Raw genomic sequence first — 19,105 nt, 5'->3', positions numbered from 1 at the left:
CCGCGCGCGATTCACGCCGTTGGCATGCTGCTGGACCCCAGGAAGGCGTCCAGTACCGCCCCGCGGTACCTCTGCCGGTGCAGCAACACCGAAAGTGTACGACGCAGGTCGAGGAACGGCGTCGGCAACACCGCCAGCCGCCCCGTCGCAACCGCATCGGCAACCGCGACCTCGGGCAGGCAGGCGATACCCAGCCCGGCGATCACCGCCTGCTTGATCGCCTCGGACTGATCCAGCTCCAGCACCGTGCGTCCCCCGGGTAACTCCGCCAGCGCCCGCTCGCTCAGCGCTCGCGTGGCCGAACCACGCTCGCGAAGCACCCAGCGTTCGCCGGCGAAGTCCGCCCGCCTGAGGCGCTTGCGTGCGGTGAGCGGATGCCCGGGCCGTGCACAGACCACCAGCCGATCCTCGCGCCATGGCCGTGCTTCGATGGCCGCGTGCGCGACGGGGCCCTCCACGCAACCGATGTCGACATCGTGGTCGAGCACGCACTGGGCGATGCGATCGGTATTGGCGACGGTGAGGCGCAAGGCTACCGAGGGGTGGTTGTCGACGAAAGGCCCGACGAGGTCACCCACGAGGTAGTTGCCGACCGTGTTGCTCGCACCCACGCGCAGCTCGCCGGCAAGCGCCGTGACCTCGCCCGAGGCCGTGCGTGCGAATTCGGCATGGCGCTCCACCAGCTCGCGGGCCAGGGGCAGCAGGTTGCGGCCGCGGTCGTTGAGTCGCAGGCGGCCGCGCTCGCGATCGAACAGCGGCTCGCCGATCTGTCGTTCCAGTTCGCCCAGCGCCATCGAGGCCGCCGGCTGGCTCAGGTGCAGCCGTTCACTGGCCGCGCGGACACTGCCCGTGGTGGCGATGTCGACGAAAACCTCGAGCTGGCGGGGACTGAACGAGTGCATAAGTGAAATTTATACACCCGATCAATCATCTTCAATATGCTTATCGATAGCGAGCATCGACAATAGCCCGGTCGTTCGCACAGGCCCTCCCAGTGTCTACCGTTGCCGCTGCCCCCTCCCCGAGTCTTCGCTCCTGCCAGGCATCCTCCTCGCGCTGGCCGTGGCCGCCGTTGCCTTTGGCCTCGGCCACCTGATGCCACTGGTGGGCGGCGCCGTCTGCGGGATCGTCCTCGGCATCCTCGTTCGCCACTTCGCCGCGCCGTCAGCGCGCTTCCAGCCCGGCATCCGCTTCGCCGGCAAGCAGGTGCTGCAGTGGTCGATCATCGCGCTCGGCTTCGGCCTCAGCCTCGACCAGGTGGCAAAGACGGGCATGGAATCGCTCTCGGTCACCCTCGCCACGGTGGCCGCGGCCGGCCTCGCCGCATGGATCCTTGGCCGCGTGCTGCGCGTGCACGACAAGCTGAAGCTGCTGATCGGCGTGGGCACGGCGATCTGCGGTGGCTCGGCCATCGCCGCCATCGTGCCGATCATCAAGCCCGACGAGCACGACACCGCCTTCGCGATCTCCACCATCTTCCTGTTCAACCTCGTGGCGGTGTTGCTGTTCCCGTTGCTCGGCCACGCCATGGGCCTGTCCGACCTCGGCTTCGGCCTGTGGGCCGGCACCGCGATCAACGACACCTCGTCGGTGGTCGCCGCGGGTTACAGCTACAGCCACGCCGCCGGCGACTTCGCCACCATCGTCAAGCTCACCCGCGCGACGCTGATCATCCCGATCAGCCTCGGCATCGCGTTGATCGTCGCCTGGCGCGAGAAGCGCAGCGGCGCCAGCGACTTCAGCCTCGCGAAGATCTTCCCCTGGTTCATCCTGTGGTTCCTGGTCGCGTCGGGTGTTCGCACCGCAGGGCTGGTCCCGGTGGCGATCCTGCCGGCGATCCACTTCATCGCCGAGTGCCTGATCATCGTCGCACTCACCGCCATCGGCCTTTCCGCCGACCTGCGCCGCATGGCGAAAACCGGGCCGCGCCCGATCCTGCTCGGCCTGGGCGTCTGGGCGGCGGTGGCCACCACCAGCCTGGTGGTCCAGCACCTGATCGGACGGTGGTAGTCGTAGCCTATTTCGCTACGGTTGTAGCAAAATTCGCTACATGACCTCGGTTCTCGACGCCTTGTTCGACGGCCAGCGCCAGAAGGCGCTGGCCTACCTCTATCTCCGTGATGGCGCGCCATCGCACGTACGCGAGATCGCCCGGGCAACCGGCACCCACGCCGGCTCGCTGCACCGCGAACTCGCCCGGCTGGCAGAAGCCGGGCTACTGACCCGCGATGCCCAGGGCAATCAGGTGTTGTATCGCGCGAATCCGGCGTGCAGCGTCTACAGCGAGCTGACGGCGATATTCCAGAAAACCGTCGGTATCCCGGCCATGTTGCGCGACCACCTCGCGCCCCTCGCACCGTTGATCACGGCGGCATTCGTCTTTGGGTCAACGGCGAAAGGTTCGGCGACTCCCCAGAGCGATATCGACGTCATGGTCATCGGCGACGTGTCCTTTCGTTCGCTTGTCGCTGCCCTACACGCGTGTCAGACGATGCTTACCCGCGAAGTCAATCCAAGCCTCTACAGCCATGCGGAGTTTCAGGCGAAGGTGACGGCTGGCGATACCTTCCTCTGCGAAGTGATCGCCCAACCGAAACTCTTCGTGCTTGGAAGCGAACATGACCTTGGACAATTTGGTGTCGATCGGACGGCTCCAGCAGATTCCGCCTAATCCAGCCTACATCGCGCAGTCCATGACTGCGGCGCGGCGAACGCTGGTCGACGCATCGTCGGCCGCCATCAGCAACGAGACGCGCTTCGACGCTGCCTATAACAGCATCATGCACGTTGCCATCGCGGCACTCGCCGCCCAGGGGATGCGCTCGTCGTCGAACCAGCCAGGCCATCACCAGCTGGCCATCCAGTGCCTGACCTGGACGCTCGCCATCTCCGGCGAGACCCTGATCACCCTGGACGTCTTGCGTAAGAAGCGCCACCTCATCAGCTATTCGGGTGACCTGGTCAACGACGCCCTCGTTCGGGACTGTATCGATGAGGCGACCCAGCTACTGGCACTCGCCTCCCTGGTCATCGCCGATAGCGAAGCGAAGCCGTAGCGATAGGCCGAGGCAGCATGGACCCGCCCCGAAAGCTCCGGAAAAGCCACGCGGCCTAGAGTGGTTTTCACTGGGCCGCACGGCGGGTTTGCCGGGCGCCGGCCCATCTTGCCGGGGAGGCCACCATGAACGCTGCCGTCGAAGCTCGGGTCCTGGATATCGTTGCAAAGCAGAGCGGCAAGGATCGCTCGACGCTTACCACCGCCACCACGCTGAAGGACCTCGACGTAGACTCCCTCGAGGCCATCGAGATCGTGTTCGAGATCGAGGAGGCCTTCGGCATCCAGCTGGCGGACGACCAGGGTCGCGGGGACAACGAAAGCCTGCAGAACCTGATCGATGCGGTGGAAGCCGCCGTGGCCACCGCGAACGATCCACCCGCCCACGCCGCCTGACCATGGCCAGCGCCAGCCCGTACGCACCCGTGCCACGTGGTTCACGACCGGCCGTCGTCATCACCGGCATGGGCGCGATCGGCGCACTCGGCCACGACGCACCGACGTTCTGGCAGGGCCTCGTGGCAGGCCGTAGTGGCATCGGTGCGCTGGAACACCCGCGGGCCGCGGAACTACGCGTGCACGTCGCCGCCCAGGTGCGCGGGTTCGATCCGGCCGCCTCCATCGATGCGCGCTCGCTGGCCCTGATGGACCGGGTTTCCCAGTTCGCCTTCGTCGCCGCACGGGAAGCCGTCGCACAGGCCGGGCTCGATATATCCACCGTGGCGCCGACGCGGATCGCCGTGATCGTGGGCACCGGCGTGGGTGGCGAAACCAGCCGCGACGAAGAAAGCCGCAGGCTGTACGCCGAGGGGGCGGTGCGTGTCCATCCGCTCAGCATCGTCCGCTCGATGGCAAGCGCACCCGCCAGCCACATCGCCACCGCATTCGGCGCGAAGGGGCCCGTGTTCGCCGTCACCAGTGCCTGCGCATCGGCCAACCACGCCATCGCACAGGCCGCGCTGCTGATCCGCGCCGGCATGGCCGACGTTGTCATCGCGGGTGGTTCGGAGGCCTGCCTCGGCTATGCCGTGCTGCGCGCCTGGGAGGCGATGCGGGTGCTCGCCGACGACACCTGCCGGCCGTTCTGCGAGCAGCGACGAGGCCTCGTGCTCGGCGAGGGCGCGGGGATGTTCGTGATCGAACCCGCGGCGCATGCCGGGCGTCGCGGTGCCTCGCCGCTCGCCGAGCTGGCCGGCGTCGGCATGAGTTCGGATGCCGGCGACATCGTGGCGCCCTCGTCCGACGGGGCGGCCATCGCCATGCAGGCTGCGCTCGCCGACGCCGGCATGGCGCCGGGCGACATCGACCACATCAACGCACACGGCACCGGCACGGCGGCGAACGACGTCACGGAAACGCGTGCGATCCATGCCGCCTTCGGTACCCACGCCGGACGCATCGCCGTGACCTCGACCAAGTCCATGCATGGCCACGCCCTGGGTGCCGCTGGCGCGCTGGAACTGGTCGCTACGCTGGGCGCGCTGCGCGAGGGCATCGTCCCGCCGACGGCGAACTTCCTGGATCGCGACCCGGCGTGCGACCTCGACGTCGTGGTGGGCGAGGCACGGCGCATGCGCGTGCGCGCCGCGCTGAGCAACTCGTTCGCCTTCGGCGGCCTGAACGCCGTGCTTGCCCTGCGCCAGCCCGCTTGAGCCACGTAAGGCGTCAGGCGTGGATCGCCGTGAGCAGGCGCAGGTTGAGTGCGTGCTGCTGGTCTTGCCAGCCACGCAGGCGCTGCGGATCGATCTCCGGTTGCTCGTCCATCGCGCTGAGCCGGCGCTTCCACCAGGCCTTGTACGTATAGCGGGAAATGTCGCCGGTGATGTCGCTGGCGAGGATTCGCCCGCGCAGGCTGTGCACGATCGCCGCGCCGCCGTCTTCGCTCAGCTGGCCCTGGTCCCAGTTGGTCATCGCCACGTCGGGCGCGAAGGCATCCTTGTCGATCGACAGGTACACCGGCTTGCCGGCGCGCGACTGGGTCGAGGTGAAGGCATCGACCATCGCCGCCGACGTACCGAACGAGCGGAACGCGCTGCCCAGCCCAAGCCGCCCGGCCCATGCCACGTCCACCGCATGCGACCAGTAGGTGAGCTTCCCGGCGCGCAGCGGGCCCAGGTAGTTTTCCCATGCATGGCTGCGGCCGATGTCCTGCGAGGTGATCCCGATGACGTGCACGTGGCTGACCCGAGGCAGCATCGCCACCCGGCGCACCCACGAACCGCAATGCACGCCGAAGGGAAAGCGCATGTTGTCCGGATGGTTGTCCAGCACCACCACGTCGAAGGCCTGGTGGCCCGGCACCCGCTCCACCAGCGGCCAGGTCAGGTGATGGAAGTCGCCACTGCCCAGGAACACCGTGCCGTGGTCGCGTGGCATCGACTGATCGAGCAACCGGGCGACCTTGCGCATGCGCCGCAGCGAGCAGCCGAAGCGGACGCCCTCCTCGTGCTCGCGCAGGGGCAGCACGACACCGCCCGGCAGGCTCCCGACGGAACCGTCGAGGTCAAGGACGATGGATGGCTGCGTCATCGGTGGCCCAGTGGCTGTCGGATTCGAAATGGTGTGCGAAGCGCGCGAGCACGGCGCGCAGGATCGGGTTGCGCAGGTAGACCGCGTGCCGGGTGAGATGGAAGGTCGCACCGAGGCTCGCCTTCACCGCGGGATCGGTCCAGCCAGCCACATAGTGGCTGAGGCCACGCTCGAGCGCGTATTCCAGGTTCACGAACCAGCTGACGAAGTAGAGGTCGAACTCGCGCGCATCCGGATAGGCAAAGCCGACGTATTTGTCGAGCAGCTTGCCGCCATGCTCGTAGCAGAGGTTCCAGCCGATCAGGCGGCCAGCATGCCGATAGGTAAATACCACCCCGCCACGCGTGCGCAGGGTGGCCGCGAAAAAGTCGCGGGAAAGCTTGTCGAACTGGACGTCGCCCTGTGCGTAGACGTTCTCGAACAGCGCGTAGTAGGCATCGACCACGGCATCGTCGGTGAACGCGACGCCCGTGGGCAGCACCTCGACATCCAGCTGCGCACGCGAGCGCAGCTTGCGCCTCAGGTTCTTCCGGCGCGATGCCGAAAGCCGGCCAAGGAATTCATCGATGGAGGCGAAGTCGATGGGGACGTAGGCAAGCGCCTGGCCTTCGATGATGATGAAGCCGGCATTGCGTGCCGCGTCAACGAAGCGTGCCGTCCACGAGCGCTCGGCCAGCGAGGTCAGCGGCGAATCCAGGGCCAGGTCCTTGACGACCAGCAAGGGATGCTGGCGGCCCTGCCGCTGTACGAGATCCTGGGCAACAGCGGCGGGATGGCTTGCGCCATTGAACAAAGCGTACTCCGACACCGTGGTGCCGGCGAAGCACGTTCGCACGGTCAACAGCCGCTTGAGCAGCCGCTGCAGGGGCAACGACGCCACGCGCTTGCGCAGGTCATCGTCCGCCGTGGTCATGAGGTCGAAGGGAGCGATGAAAAGCGGTGCGCCATCCGTCCCACGGATCGGGGTGAACCCGTGGGGTGGATGGCGCCCGAAATGCTCGAGCAGCGCATCCGGCTCGAGCTGGTTCACGAACGCCACCGGAATACCAACCCGGAATGTCAGCCGCGCTTGGCCAGCGTGAGCAGCTGGTCAAGCAACGCGATGGCGAGGTCGATTTCGTCGTGACTGATGTCGAGCGACGGCGCGAACGTGATCACGTTCTTGTACCAGCCGCCGACATCGAGCACGAGACCGATCTTTTTCCCTTCGTGAGTCAGGCCGCCGGCCAGGCCGATGTCGACCATGCGGTCGAGCAGCGCCTTGTTCGGCGTGAAGCCATCGTCGGTGCAGATCTCCGCGCGCAGCGCGAGGCCGAGGCCGTCCACGTCGCCGATCTCCTTGTGACGCTTCTGCAGGTCGCGCAGGCCGTCGAGGAAGTGCTTACCCTTCTCCGCAACCCTGGTCTCGTAATCCAGCTCGTAACCCATCTGGATGACTTCCAGGCCCAGCGCGGTGCCGAGCGGGTTCGAGTTGAACGTGGAGTGGGTGGCACCCGGCGGGAAGATGGTCGGGTTGATCAGCTCTTCGCGCGCCCAGATACCGGACAGCGGGTTCAGGCCGTTGGTCAGCGCCTTGCCGAACACAAGCACGTCCGGCGTCACGCCGAAATGCTCGATCGACCACAGCTTGCCGGTGCGCCAGAAGCCCATCTGGATTTCGTCGACCACCATCAGGATGCCGTACTTGTCGAGCACCTTCTTCAGGTCGATGAAGAAGTTCTTCGGCGGGATGACGTAGCCACCCGTGCCCTGGATCGGTTCGACGTAGAACGCGGCGTATTCGGCCTCGCCCACCTTCGGATCCCACACGCCGTTGTATTCGGTTTCGAACAGGCGCTCGAACTGGCGCACGCAGGCGTCGGAATACTCTTCCGGGGTCATGCCCTTCGGGCGGCGGAACGGATACGGGAACGGGATGAACTGCGCGCGCTCGCCGAAGTGGCCGAAGCGGCGGCGGTAGCGATAGCTGGAGGTGATCGACGAGGCGCCCAGCGTACGGCCGTGGTAGCCGCCTTCGAAGGCGAACATCAGGCTCTTGCCGCCGCGCGCGTTACGCACCAGCTTCAGCGAATCTTCCACCGCCTGCGCGCCGCCCACGTTGAAGTGGCAGCGACCGTCCAGGCCGAACTTCTTCTTCGCATCCACGGCGATCGTCTTGGCCAGCTCGATCTTGCCCTGGTGCAGGTACTGGCTGGCCACCTGCGGGAGCAGGTCGATCTGCGACTTCAGGCGATCGTTGAGGCGCTTGTTGCCATAGCCGAAGTTCACGGCCGAGTACCACATCTGCAGGTCGAGGAACGGCACGTTCTCGCTGTCGTAGATGTAGCTGCCTTCCGCATGGCGGAAGATCTTCGGCGGATCGACGTAATGCACGGTGTCGCCGAACGAGCAGTACTTCGCTTCGTCGGCCAGCAGGGCGGCGTCGTCGATCACGATATCGGGGTTGCGGGACAGGATGTTCATGCAGGCAGTTCCACGGTGTTCGGCACGGAGGTGGGCAGGACGGTCTTCGGCGGCAGGCGGCCGTCGAGCAGGTCGGGGAGCAGCGCGAGCGCCTCGTCGAAGCTGGCGATCGGCGCATAGGGAATGCCGGCGGCGCGGCAGTGTTCGATCAGGCGGTTCTTCGCGAAGACGAAGTCGACGCGGTCGGCGGCGCAGAAGTCCGATGCGCCGTCGCCGATCAGCAGCGTCTTGCCGCCGCGCGTACGCGCATGTTCGACGCGGGCGCATTTGCAGGTGCCGCTGCGGCAGCCGTCGGCGCTGAATGGCGAGGTCAGGTTCCACTCGCGCGGGCCGGACTGCTGCAGACGGTTGGCGACGGTGGGCAGGCTGTCGATGCCGTGGTTCTTCAGGATCGCGTGGATCGCATGGTCGAGGCCGTCGCTGACGATCTCCATGGGGATGCCCAGCTCGATCGTCGACTTCACGAAGGCGGCGAAGCCGTGGTCGATGTGCAGGCCGTCAAGGTGCGTCGTGAGCTCGGCATGGCTCATGTCCAGCAGTGCGACCTGGCCAGCCATGCAGACGGCCGAACCGATCACGCCGGCGCGCCAGTCGCGCTCGAGCACTTCCCAGCCGGGACGGCCGTAACGATCGAGCAGCGAGTCGATGACGTCTTCCACGGCAATCGTTCCGTCGAAGTCGCAAAGGATGTTCCAGGCAGGCGAAGTCAGCACGTCGAAAAGAGCCGGTGTCCGAGATGTTGCGAAGGCTAGGAGCAAATCCTTTCCGATCCCTTTCCCTTTGGTGAAAGCAACTTGTAAGCACCGTATGGCACCATCCGGCCTCCGCCGCCGCTTTCTTACGCATGCGCCGTACGTGCCTTTGCCTGATTCTTGCGCTCGCTGCCTGCCCTGCCGCGCATGCCGACGACGACGCCCCGACCTATGCATTCGGGGCGGGCGTACAGCGCATGCCCGCGTGGCAGGGTTCGAAGGACACGCGCAACCAGCCGGTGCCTTACATCGACATCGAGCTGCCCGGCGTCGGCGAACTGTCGACGACCGACGGCCTCACCATCGACCTGATCCACGGCGAGCACTGGCACGGTGGCCTGTATGGCAACTGGCTGTGGGGCCGCACGCATAACGAGCTCGGGCCGCGGCTGGGCGGCAAGGTCGCATCGCTGTCGCCGCGCTGGCAGGGCGGCGGCTACCTCGAATACGCGTTCACGAAGAAATTCAGCGTGGGCACGCACCTCGCCCACGACACCAGCGGCGCGGGTGCCTATGCGGCGTTGTATGCGGACTGGCAGCTACCGGATGTCTGGTACATCCAGCACTCGCTGGAATTGCAGGTGGAAGGGATGAACGGCGCGGGCATGAACCGCTTCTTCGGTGTGACGCCGGGCGAAGCGCAGGCCATCGGCACCGCGCCCTACCAGCCTGGCGCGGGCTGGCATTCGGCCAACCTCGAGTACGACGCCTTCGTGCCGACCTCGGAAAAAACCGGCTTCGCCGTGGCAGTGTCGTATGCCCGCCTCTACGGCAACGCGGCCGATAGCCCGCTGGTGCGCGACTTCGGCGCGCGGCGCCAGCTCACCACCACGCTGGCCTTCGTCGTCCACTTCTGAGCGGATGCGGTCGAGGCCGTGCGGGCCGCCCTGCGTCAGGCGGGATCCGCGTGGAGATCGTCGCCTTCGAGGTTGGTCGGGATGGCGAACAACACGCCGAGCATCACCAGGTGCGCTGCGCCCGACAGGAAGGGCGACCAGCCCGGCGAGGCGATGTCGTAGGGCAAGACGGTGTCGATCAGCTGGTTGGCAAGGTTCCAGCCCCAGTGCAGGCCCACGGCGAGCCAGAGCGAGCCCGTGCGCACCACCGCCGTCGCATACGCAAGCCCGAAGCACAGCAACATCACCCATTCGCCCGGGCCATGGCCCAGGCGGCCGACGTGGTTGAGAAGGCAGACCACGGCGGACACGGCCACGAACAGCCATGGTGTCCACGCGAGCCGGGTCGCCCGGTAGATGAAGCCGCGGGTCAGCAGGTCTTCGGCGACGGACGGGACGAAGGTGACCAGCAAGGCCATGGGCAGCGTGGTGGCGAACGACATGGCTGCCGCGGCCGTCGTATCCGGGGCCCGCGCGATATACACGCCCAGGGCCATGCCGACGCAGACGGTGACGTATTTCAGCAGGAGGGCGAGGACCACCCCGCCGCTCAGCAGCAGCGCGGTGCTGCGGCGCCACTCCAGCGCGTAGGCGTCGTAGCCTTTGAAGCCGAGCCAGCGCCCGAGCGGCCAGGCCGCGGCGAGCATGGCCACGAGGAACACGCCGGACACCGTTTGGCTGTGCAACACATGCCCGCCGATCCCCACCGCCCCCTGGTAAAGGGCGAACAGGACGGCGAACGCGATCACGACGCGCTTGCGGTCGACGACTGGCATGGATTCCCCGGTAACGATTGGCGCGCGCACAGCTTAGGGCCGGAAGCCCTTGCGCGCCATAGGCCGGCGCGATCGATCAGCGGTCGTCGCGGGTCCAGATGGCGCCGTCGGCTTCCCGCACCGGGAACACGGTGACCGGCTCGTACGCCGGCGGGCAGGTGACCTCGCCTGTGCGCAGGTCGAAGCGCGCGCCGTGGCGGACGCATTCGACTTCGAAGCCGAGCACGGGGCCACCGGCCAGTTCGCCGCCGTCGTGCGTGCAGACGTCTTCGATGGCGTAGAGGTCGCCGTCGATGTTGTAGACGGCGATGGCCGTGTCGCCGTCCCAGGCTACGCGGAATTCGCCGGGGAGGAGCTCGCTGCGGGTACCGACCCGGATCCAGCCGTTCACGCGACCAGCTCCTTCACCAGATATTCGAAGCGGAGATCGTCGCGCTGGGGGATGCCGAAGCGCTCGTCGCCGTACGGGAAGGGCTTGGTGCGGCCCGTGCGGACGTAGCCACGGCGCTCGTACCACGCGATCAGTTCGGCGCGGATGTCGATGACGGTCATTTCCACGCGGCGGCACTGCCATTCCTCGCGGGCGATGCGTTCCACCTCTTCGATCACGAGGCGGCCGATGCCGCTGCCCTGGAACGGCGGATGCACCGAGAACATGCCGAAGTAGCAGGTGTCGTCCTGGTGTTCGATGTAGCAGGACGCGCCGACCATGCCGTCGCGCTCGAACAGCACGAAGCGCCCGTTCGGGCCGGTGACCAGCTCTTCGATCTCGGTGACGTCGGTGCGCCGGCCGAGCAGGAAATCGGCCTCGGTGGTCCAGCCGGCACGGCTGGCGTCGCCACGGTAGGCGGACTCGACCAGCGACGCGATGACGGCGGCGTCGGCGTGGGTAGCGGAGCGGAAGGTGTGTTTCGGGGTCATGCGGGGGATTCTAGCGCTGGAAAAGCATCGCGCGCAGGCGCGCTCCTACAGGGTAGTCGCGCACATGGTCGCCGCAGCCCTGTAGGAGCGCGCCCGCGCGCGATTGCCGTCCCCCTGTAGGAGCGCGCCCGCGCGCGAACGCGGTGCCCCTATCCCCTCAAAGCAACAGCTTACGCACCCGCCCCACCGCCTCGATGAACCCATCCACCTCGGCCGTCGTGTTGTAGAACGCCAGCGACGCACGCAGCGTGGCCGGCACGCCAAAGCACTGCATCAGCGGATGTGCGCAATGATGCCCGGAGCGCACGGCGACGCCCTGCAGGTCGAGCAGCGTGGCCATGTCATTGGCATGGGCGCCGTCGAGCAGGAACGAAATGACCGGTTCCTTTTCCTTCGCCGTGCCGAAGATCCGCACGCCGGGCAGGCTTTCGATGGCCTGGGTGGCATAGGCAAGCAGTTCCTGCTCGCGCGCCTGCAGGCGATCGAAACCGATGCCCTGGATGTAGTCGATGGCCGCCTTCATGCCAGCGAAACCGGCGATGTTCGGCGTGCCGGCCTCGAAGCGGTGCGGCGGGTCGGCGAACACGGTGCCTTCGAAGCGCACCTCGCGGATCATCTCGCCACCGCCGAAGAATGGCGGCATTGCCATCAGGTGCTCGCGCTTCGCCCACAGCGCGCCGGTGCCGGTTGGCGCCAGCATCTTGTGGCCGGTGATCGCGTAGAAATCACAGCCGAGCGCCTGCACATCCACCGGCCGATGCGGCACGGCCTGCGAACCGTCGACCAGCAGCGGGATCCCGCGCTTGCGGCACTCGCGGGCAATCTCGCGCACCGGGTTCACCGTGCCGAGCACGTTCGACACGTGGCCGACGCAGGCCAGCTTCACCTCGGGGGTGAGCAGCTTGAAGTATTCCTCGAGGATCAGCTCGCCATTAGCGTCGATCGGCGCCGCCTTCACCGTCGCACCCGTGCGTTCGGCGACCAGCTGCCACGGCACGATGTTGGCGTGGTGCTCCATCACCGTGGTAACGATCGCATCGCCGGGCTTCAGGCGCGGCAACGCGTAGCTGTAGGCGACCAGGTTGATCGCCTGGGTGGTACCGGAGGTGAGGATCACCTCGTCGCGCGACGGCGCATTGATGAAGCGCGCCAGCGCGTCGCGCGCGCCTTCGTACGACGCGGTCGCTTCCTCGCCCAGCGTGTGGACGGCACGCGCGACGTTCGCGTTGTGTTCGCGGTAATGCCGATCCACCGCTTCGATCACCGACACCGGCTTCTGCGAGGTGTTGGCGTTGTCGAAGTAGATCAGCGGCTTGCCGTGCACGGTGCGCGACAGCAGCGGGAAATCGGCACGGATGCGCTCGATGTCCAGCGGGGCGGGGGCGGTGTCGACCCTGGCGTTCATGGCGTGGCTCCGGGCTTAGTCGTGGGCGACGCTGGTCGGCAGGTGCGCCACCAACAGATCGCCGAGATGGTCACGCAGCGCTTCATTGCCGAGCGATTCCAGCGCGGCGCGGCAGAACGCCAGGGTCAGCAGGCTACGCGCCTGGACCAGCGGGATGCCGCGCGAACGCAGGTAGAACAGCGAGCGGTCGTCCAGCTGGCCGATGGTGGCGCCGTGTGCCGCCTTCACTTCGTCGGCGTAGATTTCCAGCTCGGGCTTGGTATCGATTTCCGCCGAAGCGGACAGCAACAGGTTCTTGTTGCTCAGCGAAGCGTCGGTACCGTCCGCGCCTTCGGCGACGACGATCGCGCCGCGGAACACGCCACGCGAGCGCCCGTCGGCAATGCCACGCCAGAGCGCTTCGGAAACGGAATCGCGAGCCTTGTGATGCACTTCCAGCTGGGTGTCGACGTGCTGGCGACCGGCAAGGGCGAACACGCCGCGGGTATCGAAGCGCGCGCGGTCGCCGACGATGTCGGCCGTGAGTTCATGCCGGACCAGGCCACCGCCCAGTTCCAGCGCATGCACGGTCACGGCGGCATCGGCATCCAGGCGGATATGGCCGCGGCGGACCAGCGTCGTCGTGGCCGAGGTGTCCTGGACGATCGCCAGGCCCAGCGTCGCGCCTTCGCGCGCCACGTAGTCGGCGACCACGGTGCCCAGCTGGGCGGCATCGCCCGCGGACACGAAGTGCTCGACGACGTCGACGCGCGCGCCCTTCCCCGCCTCGACGAGGACGCGGGCGTGCCACGCCGTGTCGGCCTGTGCACCGCTTGATGCGTGCACGATGTGGACCGGCCGGGCGACCTGGGTGCCGTCGGCCACGCGCAGCACGACACCGTCGGTGGCGAGCGCGGCATTCAGGTGGGCGAACGCGTCGGCGGCACCGCGGCGATAGCGGTTGGCCAGCGCGAAGCGCAGCGGCTCCGGCTGCGCCGCGAGGGCCACCTGCAGCGGCGCGAGTTCGACGCCATCACCGGCATCGAGCGAGGAGAGGTCGGCGCGGAACACGCCGTCGACGAACACCACGCGGGCGCCGTCGACGCCCGGCAGGGCGAACAGCGCGGCGTCGACCGACGCGGCAGCAGCGACGCCGGCATCGGCCAGCGCGAACGCACGCTGGGCGAGCGCACGCAACGGGGTGTATTTCCACGCTTCGTTGCGGCCTTCGGGAAGGCCCGACTTGGCGAAGGCCTGCAGGTTTTCCTGGCGCGCGGCATCCAGCCAGGCGATGCCCGACGCGGCCACGCCCGAGGCGGCATCCAGTGCCGCCCGCACGAACGGGGACGGCGCGCTGGTCATGCCGGCGCTCCGGCCAGGTCGGCCTTGCGCAGGTGCGGATGCTTATCGGCGAGCCAGGCATAGCCTTCGGCTTCGAGCTTCAGGGCGAGCGACTTGTCACCGCTCTCCACGATGCGGCCACCGGCCAGCACGTGCACGAAGTCCGGCTCGATGTAGTCGAGCAGGCGCTGGTAATGGGTGACGACGATGAACGAACGCTCCGGCGAACGCAGGGCGTTGACGCCCTCGGCGACCTGCTTCAGGGCATCGATGTCGAGACCCGAATCGGTTTCGTCCAGGATCGCCAGCTTCGGCTCGAGCACGGCCATCTGGAAGATCTCATTGCGCTTCTTTTCGCCGCCGGAGAAGCCTTCGTTGACGGCGCGGTGCAGCAGCTCGTCGGAGATCTGCATGATCTTCAGCTTTTCGCGCACGAGCTTCAGGAAGCGCATGGAATCCAGCTCGTCTTCGCCGCGGAACTTGCGCTGCGCGTTCAGCGCGGCACGCAGGAAGTAGGTGTTGTTCACCCCCGGGATCTCGACCGGGTACTGGAACGCGAGGAACACACCGATGGCGGCGCGCTCTTCCGGCTCCAGCGCCAGCAGGTCGCGGCCGTCGAAGGTCACCGAACCTTCGCTGACCTCGTAGCCGTCGCGCCCGGAGAGCACGTTGCCCAGCGTGGACTTGCCCGCGCCGTTCGGCCCCATGATGGCGTGCACTTCGCCGGGCTTCACGGCAAGCGAAAGGCCTTTAAGGATCTCCTTGCCTTCAACGCGGGCATGGAGGTTGTCGATCGTGAGCATGTGCATGGCGGTGCTGTCCATCAGGGCGTCAGGTGCGAGAGCGCGTCGAGCGCTTCGTCGCGGCGGTCCCACGGCACGAAGAGATGATCGTGCAGGAACGCGGAAACCGGGTTGCAGGGAATGCCGCGCTTTGCGAGCGCGGCGGAAACGGCGGCCATCATGCCGACCGCGGTAAGGCTGGACTGCACGCGCAACGTGATCTGCGCCCACAGCATGCGATCGCCGCCGGCATCGTCCTCGACCACGTCGACGATCAGGGTGCTGCCTTCGGCCTCGCGGAACATCATCAGTGCATCGAGCATGCGCTCGCGTGCACGCTCGTGCGACACATGGATAAAACGCTTCGGCACCGGGTCGAGCTCCGGATCCAGCGCGGCGAGCAGCGCGCGCAGGTCGGAAAGGCCCGGGGCGGATCCCGCGATACCCATCGCTTAGCCCACCGCGCCTTCGAGCGACACTTCCAGCAGCTTCTTGGCTTCCACGGCGAACTCCATCGGCAGCTCGCGGAACACCTGCTTGCAGAAGCCGTCGACGATCATCGACACGGCGTCTTCCTCGCCGATGCCGCGCGACAGGCAGTAGAACAGCTGGTCGTCGGAAATCTTCGAGGTGGTCGCCTCGTGCTCGACAATGGCACCTGGGTTCTTCACTTCCATGTACGGGAAGGTGTGCGCGCCGCACTTCTTGCCGATCAGCAGCGAATCGCACTGGGTGTAGTTGCGCGCGCCGTCGGCACCCTTCTCGATCTTCACCAGGCCGCGGTAGCTGTTCGAGCTACGGCCGGCGCTGATGCCCTTGGCGACGATCTTCGACTTGGTGCCCTTGCCGATGTGGATCATCTTGGTGCCGGTGTCGGCCTGCTGGCGGTGATGCGTCAGGGCGACCGAGTAGAACTCGCCGACCGAGCGATCGCCGCGCAACACGCAGCTGGGATACTTCCACGTGATCGCCGAACCGGTTTCCACCTGGGTCCAGCTGATCTTCGATTCCACGCCGCGGCAATCGCCGCGCTTGGTCACGAAGTTGTAGATGCCGCCGACGCCGTTCTCGTCACCCGGATACCAGTTCTGCACCGTGGAGTACTTGATCTGGGCGCGGTCCAGCGTGACCAGCTCGACCACGGCCGCATGCAGCTGGTTTTCGTCGCGCATGGGCGCGGTGCAGCCTTCCAGGTACGACACGTAGCTGTCGTCCTCGGCCACGATCAGCGTGCGCTCGAACTGCCCGGTGTTCACCGCGTTGATGCGGAAGTAAGTCGACAGCTCCATCGGGCAACGCACGCCCTTGGGGATGAAGACGAAGCTGCCGTCGGAAAACACGGCCGAATTCAGTGCCGCGAAATAGTTGTCGCCGACCGGCACCACGCTGCCCAGGTACTGGCGGACCAGGTCGCCGTGCTCGCGGATGGCTTCGGACATCGAGCAGAAGATCACGCCCGCCTCGGCCAGTTCCTTGCGGAAGGTGGTGCCCACCGATACCGAATCGAACACCGCGTCGACCGCCACGCCCGCGAGCCGCGCCCGCTCGTGGAGCGGCACGCCGAGCTTCTCGTAGGTCTCGAGCAGCTTCGGATCCACTTCGTCCAGCGACTTCGGGCCGGCCTTGGGCGCCGAGTAGTAGCTCACCGACTGGTAGTCGATCGGCGCGATGTCGAGCTTGGCCCACTCCGGCTCCGGCATGGTCAGCCAGTGGCGGTAGGCGGCCAGGCGCCACTCGGTCATCCACTCCGGCTCGCCCTTGATGGCGGACAACTGGCGGACGATGTCCTCGTTGAGGCCGGGCGGCAGGCTGGTGGATTCGATGTCGGTGACGAAGCCGGCTTCGTAGCGGCGGTTGAGCGCCTCGACGACTTCGGCGTTGTCGCGCACGGGGTCTGCCACGTCGCGTGTCATGTTTTCGCTCTCGTTCATGCGTTTGCCTGCGCGGTGTCAGCCGCGCCCTTTGCCGGCGCCGTGGGGCGCCCGGCGAGCATCTGTGCCAGGGTCATGCCGCGCAGCACGCCGTCAATGGCCCCGGAGACGGAGCGCCAGCTACCGCTGACGCCACACTGCGACTGTCGCTCGCAGTGGCCCTGGGCGACGCTGCATTCGGTCAGGCCGATGGGCCCCTCCAGCGCTTCGACGATGTCGGCCAGGCTAATCGCCTCGGCCGGGCGGGCCAGGCGGTAACCACCATTCACGCCACGGAACGAGTCGACCAGGCCGGCATGTCCGAGCAGCTTCAGTAGCTTGGACACCGTCGGCAACTCCAGGCGCGCCTCTTCGGCGATCTGGGCAGTGCTCAGAACGTCGACAGGATGCGTGGCGATGACGGTCATCACCACGGTGGCGTAATCGGTAAGTCGGCTGACGCGAAGCATCGGCAGGGGGGGAATTGGGAAACCGGACCAAAATGGTACTGTTTCCACCCCGATATTGCAACGCAACGCCCGCGCGCCCCCCTGCCCGAACACCTGCACCCGCTCCTTGTAGGAGCGCGCCTGCGCGCGATTGCCTTGGTACACGGGATTACGCCATTCCTGGTGCTTTCGCCTGTACCGGCGCCGGCGCATGCTGCCGGCTACCTACCGGAGCCCGCCCATGACCCGCTATCTCCCCGCCCTGCTCGCCTTCCTGCTCCCCCTCGCCGCCCAGGCGACGACGCCGTTGCCGCCGACCGAGACGGTCAGCGTGAACTTCTCCCGCGACCTGCCCAACGTCCCGGGCAAGAAGCTCACCGCCGTCGAGGTCGTCTATCCGCCAGGCGCCTCGTCGGCCCCGCACCACCATGCCGGCTCGGCCTTCATCTACGCCTATGTCGTCTCCGGGAGCATCGTCAGCGAGGTCAACGGTGGCGGTGAGCACACGTACAAGGCGGGCGAGAGCTTCTATGAAGAACCCGGCGCGCACCACTCGGTGAGCCGCAATGCCAGCAACACCGAGCCGGCGAAGCTGCTGGCGGTGTTCGTCGTCGATGCCGGCGACACCCACCTGACCACGAACGATCAGCCGCCGCGCTCGTAAGCCCGTATCGCCTGGATCATGGCGATGAGGCGCGAAGTTTCACCGGCCTCGACCAGGTCCTCCGCCGTGCGATAGCCAAGCGCCGCGATCGGGTCGTCGGTGAACCACGCCCGCCGCCGTGCGCGGTCGGGCTCGATATGGCTGGCTTCGGCGAGCACGCGCGCCGTGTCACAGAGCAGTTGGGCGGACATGGTGGCGGCCTCAGGGGTTGACCGGCAGGCCCGTGGCCGAACGGCCTTCGCCCGCGGCTTCGACGGCGTGGACGTCGCCGCGGCGGCCATCCTCCACCAGCAGCGTGCGCCGTGCAGCGGCGCTGTCGCGCAATGCCGCGTAGTAGTCGGGCGATTGTTCGAGGCGATCGGTGAAAGGCAAGGCACGCGCACGACCGTCGACGATCCCACCAACGGTCGCCGCCGTGTTGAGCGTCGAGACAGTGTCCGAGTTGTCGCCCAGGTGGTTGAACGCCAGGGTGAGGATCCGGCCGACCGAGTCGCGCACGTTGGACGACCCGAACAGCGGCAGCTCCACCGTATGCCCGGGCCCGATGCCCCACACCCCGAAGGTCTGGCCGAGGTCCGCGTCATGCCGCGGCATGCCCCAGTGGCTGGCGACGTCGAAGATGCCGACGACGCCGACCGTACTGTTGACGACGAAGCGGCCCGCCGTGTTCAGCGAGCGCAGCGAGTTGGCCTGGAGCAGGTCGTTGGCGAAGACGATCGGTTCGCGCAGGTTCTGCGAGAAGTTGCGCACGCCGCTGCGCACGGGCGCCGGCAGGTGCGAGTAACCGCGGGCCACCGGGCGTAACAGCACCCGGTCCAGGCCACGATTGAACGCGAACACGGTCCGGTTGATCGGCTCGTCCCGGGCCGGCGCCGCGACAGTAGGCTGCTGCGGGGCCCTCTTAACCTCGTGCGAGCAGCCCGAGGCCGCCAGCAAGGTGACCGCCACCATGCCGCTGCGCCATGCCGGGGGACGGCGGCGACGGAGGGCCAGGTCGGCGGAAGGAACGGTGGCGCGGCTTGCGATCGGCATCGTGCGGTACTCGGCGGGGGGCGGTACCGTCGAGAGTCGCCACTCGCTGCGTCCGGTGTTTTTCCAGTTTGCGTCCGGCCGTTCACAATGTTTCACGGCGGAAACAAACGACCGCGGCGCGCCCTGAGCGGCTATAACGGAGCCTGCACAG

The 19,105-nt window shown here is 67.2% G+C and carries 23 protein-coding genes; 7 read left to right on the top strand and 16 right to left on the bottom strand.

Annotated features, from left to right (window positions below):
- Positions 1-11: 11 nt before the first annotated feature.
- Positions 12-902 (bottom strand): LysR family transcriptional regulator, encoded by an 891-nt coding sequence (locus KPL74_00190; GenBank protein QWT20447.1) that lies wholly within the window; start codon positions 900-902, stop codon positions 12-14.
- Between KPL74_00190 and KPL74_00185 the strand changes: the two genes are divergently transcribed.
- The 5 genes from KPL74_00185 to KPL74_00165 all read left to right on the top strand — a co-directional run bounded on the left by KPL74_00185 (position 859) and on the right by KPL74_00165 (position 4,707).
- Complete coding sequence (locus KPL74_00185) at positions 859-2,010, top strand: YeiH family protein (protein QWT20446.1); 1,152 nt, start codon at positions 859-861, stop codon at positions 2,008-2,010. The two genes, KPL74_00190 and KPL74_00185, sit on opposite strands and share 44 nt — an antisense overlap.
- A 40-nt stretch (positions 2,011-2,050) precedes the next feature.
- Positions 2,051-2,671, top strand: a complete 621-nt coding sequence (locus KPL74_00180; GenBank protein QWT20445.1) for a nucleotidyltransferase domain-containing protein — start codon at positions 2,051-2,053, stop codon at positions 2,669-2,671.
- A complete protein-coding gene (locus KPL74_00175) occupies positions 2,619-3,056 on the top strand; it encodes a hypothetical protein (protein ID QWT22652.1) in 438 nt (145 codons plus the stop codon). Before KPL74_00180 ends, KPL74_00175 begins: the two co-directional genes overlap by 53 nt.
- 125 nt (positions 3,057-3,181) lie before the next feature.
- Positions 3,182-3,451 carry an acyl carrier protein gene (locus KPL74_00170; GenBank protein QWT20444.1) on the top strand — a complete coding sequence of 90 codons (270 nt, stop codon included), beginning with the start codon at positions 3,182-3,184 and terminating at the stop codon, positions 3,449-3,451.
- Positions 3,452-3,453: 2 nt separating this feature from the next.
- Positions 3,454-4,707 (top strand): beta-ketoacyl-[acyl-carrier-protein] synthase family protein, encoded by a 1,254-nt coding sequence (locus tag KPL74_00165; protein QWT20443.1) that lies wholly within the window; start codon positions 3,454-3,456, stop codon positions 4,705-4,707.
- A gap of 13 nt (positions 4,708-4,720) precedes the next feature.
- Here the strand turns inward: KPL74_00165 and KPL74_00160 are convergent, their stop codons facing one another.
- The 4 genes from KPL74_00160 to KPL74_00145 are packed head-to-tail and all read right to left on the bottom strand — an operon-like array spanning position 4,721 to position 8,760.
- On the bottom strand, positions 4,721-5,584 hold the full coding sequence (locus tag KPL74_00160) for a hypothetical protein (GenBank protein QWT20442.1): 864 nt from the start codon (positions 5,582-5,584) through the stop codon (positions 4,721-4,723).
- Entirely contained in the window at positions 5,559-6,614 is a 1,056-nt protein-coding gene (locus tag KPL74_00155) for a GNAT family N-acetyltransferase (protein ID QWT20441.1), read from the bottom strand. Before KPL74_00155 ends, KPL74_00160 begins: the two co-directional genes overlap by 26 nt.
- 29 nt (positions 6,615-6,643) lie before the next feature.
- Complete coding sequence (locus KPL74_00150; protein ID QWT20440.1) at positions 6,644-8,047, bottom strand: aminotransferase class III-fold pyridoxal phosphate-dependent enzyme; 1,404 nt, start codon at positions 8,045-8,047, stop codon at positions 6,644-6,646.
- Entirely contained in the window at positions 8,044-8,760 is a 717-nt protein-coding gene (locus tag KPL74_00145) for an MtnX-like HAD-IB family phosphatase (protein QWT20439.1), read from the bottom strand. The genes KPL74_00150 and KPL74_00145 overlap by 4 nt, the downstream gene beginning before the upstream one ends.
- A gap of 131 nt (positions 8,761-8,891) precedes the next feature.
- Here KPL74_00145 and KPL74_00140 point away from each other — a divergent pair, with 131 nt between their 5' ends.
- Positions 8,892-9,656, top strand: a complete 765-nt coding sequence (locus KPL74_00140; GenBank protein ID QWT20438.1) for a MipA/OmpV family protein — start codon at positions 8,892-8,894, stop codon at positions 9,654-9,656.
- A 35-nt stretch (positions 9,657-9,691) separates the two neighbouring features.
- On the opposite strand, the gene KPL74_00135 is transcribed toward KPL74_00140, so the two are convergent.
- The 9 genes from KPL74_00135 to KPL74_00095 form a co-directional block, all read right to left on the bottom strand.
- Positions 9,692-10,471, bottom strand: a complete 780-nt coding sequence (locus tag KPL74_00135; GenBank protein ID QWT20437.1) for a CPBP family intramembrane metalloprotease — start codon at positions 10,469-10,471, stop codon at positions 9,692-9,694.
- Between the two features lie 76 nt (positions 10,472-10,547).
- A complete protein-coding gene (locus KPL74_00130) occupies positions 10,548-10,862 on the bottom strand; it encodes a non-heme iron oxygenase ferredoxin subunit (GenBank protein QWT20436.1) in 315 nt (104 codons plus the stop codon).
- Positions 10,859-11,392: a GNAT family N-acetyltransferase gene (locus tag KPL74_00125; protein ID QWT20435.1), complete on the bottom strand. Its 534-nt coding sequence runs from the start codon at positions 11,390-11,392 to the stop codon at positions 10,859-10,861. The genes KPL74_00130 and KPL74_00125 overlap by 4 nt, the downstream gene beginning before the upstream one ends.
- 157 nt (positions 11,393-11,549) lie before the next feature.
- Positions 11,550-12,764, bottom strand: coding sequence for a cysteine desulfurase (locus KPL74_00120; GenBank protein QWT22552.1), 1,215 nt, complete (start codon positions 12,762-12,764; stop codon positions 11,550-11,552).
- A gap of 48 nt (positions 12,765-12,812) precedes the next feature.
- Complete coding sequence (sufD, locus tag KPL74_00115; GenBank protein ID QWT20434.1) at positions 12,813-14,138, bottom strand: Fe-S cluster assembly protein SufD; 1,326 nt, start codon at positions 14,136-14,138, stop codon at positions 12,813-12,815.
- Positions 14,135-14,926: a Fe-S cluster assembly ATPase SufC gene (sufC, locus tag KPL74_00110; GenBank protein QWT22551.1), complete on the bottom strand. Its 792-nt coding sequence runs from the start codon at positions 14,924-14,926 to the stop codon at positions 14,135-14,137. Before sufC ends, sufD begins: the two co-directional genes overlap by 4 nt.
- A gap of 14 nt (positions 14,927-14,940) precedes the next feature.
- Positions 14,941-15,348 (bottom strand): ACT domain-containing protein, encoded by a 408-nt coding sequence (locus KPL74_00105; protein ID QWT20433.1) that lies wholly within the window; start codon positions 15,346-15,348, stop codon positions 14,941-14,943.
- Between the two features lie 3 nt (positions 15,349-15,351).
- Positions 15,352-16,830: a Fe-S cluster assembly protein SufB gene (gene sufB, locus KPL74_00100; protein ID QWT20432.1), complete on the bottom strand. Its 1,479-nt coding sequence runs from the start codon at positions 16,828-16,830 to the stop codon at positions 15,352-15,354.
- Entirely contained in the window at positions 16,827-17,279 is a 453-nt protein-coding gene (locus KPL74_00095; GenBank protein QWT20431.1) for an SUF system Fe-S cluster assembly regulator, read from the bottom strand. Before KPL74_00095 ends, sufB begins: the two co-directional genes overlap by 4 nt.
- A gap of 220 nt (positions 17,280-17,499) precedes the next feature.
- Between KPL74_00095 and KPL74_00090 the strand changes: the two genes are divergently transcribed.
- Positions 17,500-17,922: a cupin domain-containing protein gene (locus tag KPL74_00090; GenBank protein ID QWT20430.1), complete on the top strand. Its 423-nt coding sequence runs from the start codon at positions 17,500-17,502 to the stop codon at positions 17,920-17,922.
- On the opposite strand, the gene KPL74_00085 is transcribed toward KPL74_00090, so the two are convergent.
- Both KPL74_00085 and KPL74_00080 read right to left on the bottom strand, forming a co-directional pair.
- On the bottom strand, positions 17,904-18,113 hold the full coding sequence (locus KPL74_00085) for a hypothetical protein (protein ID QWT20429.1): 210 nt from the start codon (positions 18,111-18,113) through the stop codon (positions 17,904-17,906). The genes KPL74_00090 and KPL74_00085 overlap by 19 nt on opposite strands.
- 10 nt (positions 18,114-18,123) lie before the next feature.
- Entirely contained in the window at positions 18,124-18,954 is an 831-nt protein-coding gene (locus tag KPL74_00080; protein QWT20428.1) for a VacJ family lipoprotein, read from the bottom strand.
- Between the last annotated feature and the right edge of the window lie 151 nt (positions 18,955-19,105).

The organism is Bacillus sp. NP157 (genome assembly GCA_018889975.1).
Lineage (GTDB): Bacteria > Pseudomonadota > Gammaproteobacteria > Xanthomonadales > Rhodanobacteraceae > Luteibacter.
This window is presented reverse-complemented; position numbering and strand designations above follow the sequence as displayed.

What these genes read in the sequence shown, in the direction of transcription:
- KPL74_00185 (QWT20446.1), top strand. Translation starts at nt 859, where the DNA reads ATGTCGACGAAAACCTCGAGCTGGCGGGGACTGAACGAGTGCATAAGT.
- KPL74_00190 (QWT20447.1), bottom strand. Translation starts at nt 902, where the DNA reads ATGCACTCGTTCAGTCCCCGCCAGCTCGAGGTTTTCGTCGACATCGCC.
- KPL74_00180 (QWT20445.1), top strand. Translation starts at nt 2,051, where the DNA reads ATGACCTCGGTTCTCGACGCCTTGTTCGACGGCCAGCGCCAGAAGGCG.
- KPL74_00175 (QWT22652.1), top strand. Translation starts at nt 2,619, where the DNA reads ATGACCTTGGACAATTTGGTGTCGATCGGACGGCTCCAGCAGATTCCG.
- KPL74_00170 (QWT20444.1), top strand. Translation starts at nt 3,182, where the DNA reads ATGAACGCTGCCGTCGAAGCTCGGGTCCTGGATATCGTTGCAAAGCAG.
- KPL74_00165 (QWT20443.1), top strand. Translation starts at nt 3,454, where the DNA reads ATGGCCAGCGCCAGCCCGTACGCACCCGTGCCACGTGGTTCACGACCG.
- KPL74_00160 (QWT20442.1), bottom strand. Translation starts at nt 5,584, where the DNA reads ATGACGCAGCCATCCATCGTCCTTGACCTCGACGGTTCCGTCGGGAGC.
- KPL74_00150 (QWT20440.1), bottom strand. Translation starts at nt 8,047, where the DNA reads ATGAACATCCTGTCCCGCAACCCCGATATCGTGATCGACGACGCCGCC.
- KPL74_00140 (QWT20438.1), top strand. Translation starts at nt 8,892, where the DNA reads ATGCGCCGTACGTGCCTTTGCCTGATTCTTGCGCTCGCTGCCTGCCCT.
- KPL74_00135 (QWT20437.1), bottom strand. Translation starts at nt 10,471, where the DNA reads ATGCCAGTCGTCGACCGCAAGCGCGTCGTGATCGCGTTCGCCGTCCTG.
- KPL74_00125 (QWT20435.1), bottom strand. Translation starts at nt 11,392, where the DNA reads ATGACCCCGAAACACACCTTCCGCTCCGCTACCCACGCCGACGCCGCC.
- sufD (QWT20434.1), bottom strand. Translation starts at nt 14,138, where the DNA reads ATGACCAGCGCGCCGTCCCCGTTCGTGCGGGCGGCACTGGATGCCGCC.
- sufC (QWT22551.1), bottom strand. Translation starts at nt 14,926, where the DNA reads ATGCACATGCTCACGATCGACAACCTCCATGCCCGCGTTGAAGGCAAG.
- KPL74_00105 (QWT20433.1), bottom strand. Translation starts at nt 15,348, where the DNA reads ATGGGTATCGCGGGATCCGCCCCGGGCCTTTCCGACCTGCGCGCGCTG.
- sufB (QWT20432.1), bottom strand. Translation starts at nt 16,830, where the DNA reads ATGAACGAGAGCGAAAACATGACACGCGACGTGGCAGACCCCGTGCGC.
- KPL74_00095 (QWT20431.1), bottom strand. Translation starts at nt 17,279, where the DNA reads ATGCTTCGCGTCAGCCGACTTACCGATTACGCCACCGTGGTGATGACC.
- KPL74_00090 (QWT20430.1), top strand. Translation starts at nt 17,500, where the DNA reads ATGACCCGCTATCTCCCCGCCCTGCTCGCCTTCCTGCTCCCCCTCGCC.
- KPL74_00085 (QWT20429.1), bottom strand. Translation starts at nt 18,113, where the DNA reads ATGTCCGCCCAACTGCTCTGTGACACGGCGCGCGTGCTCGCCGAAGCC.
- KPL74_00080 (QWT20428.1), bottom strand. Translation starts at nt 18,954, where the DNA reads ATGCCGATCGCAAGCCGCGCCACCGTTCCTTCCGCCGACCTGGCCCTC.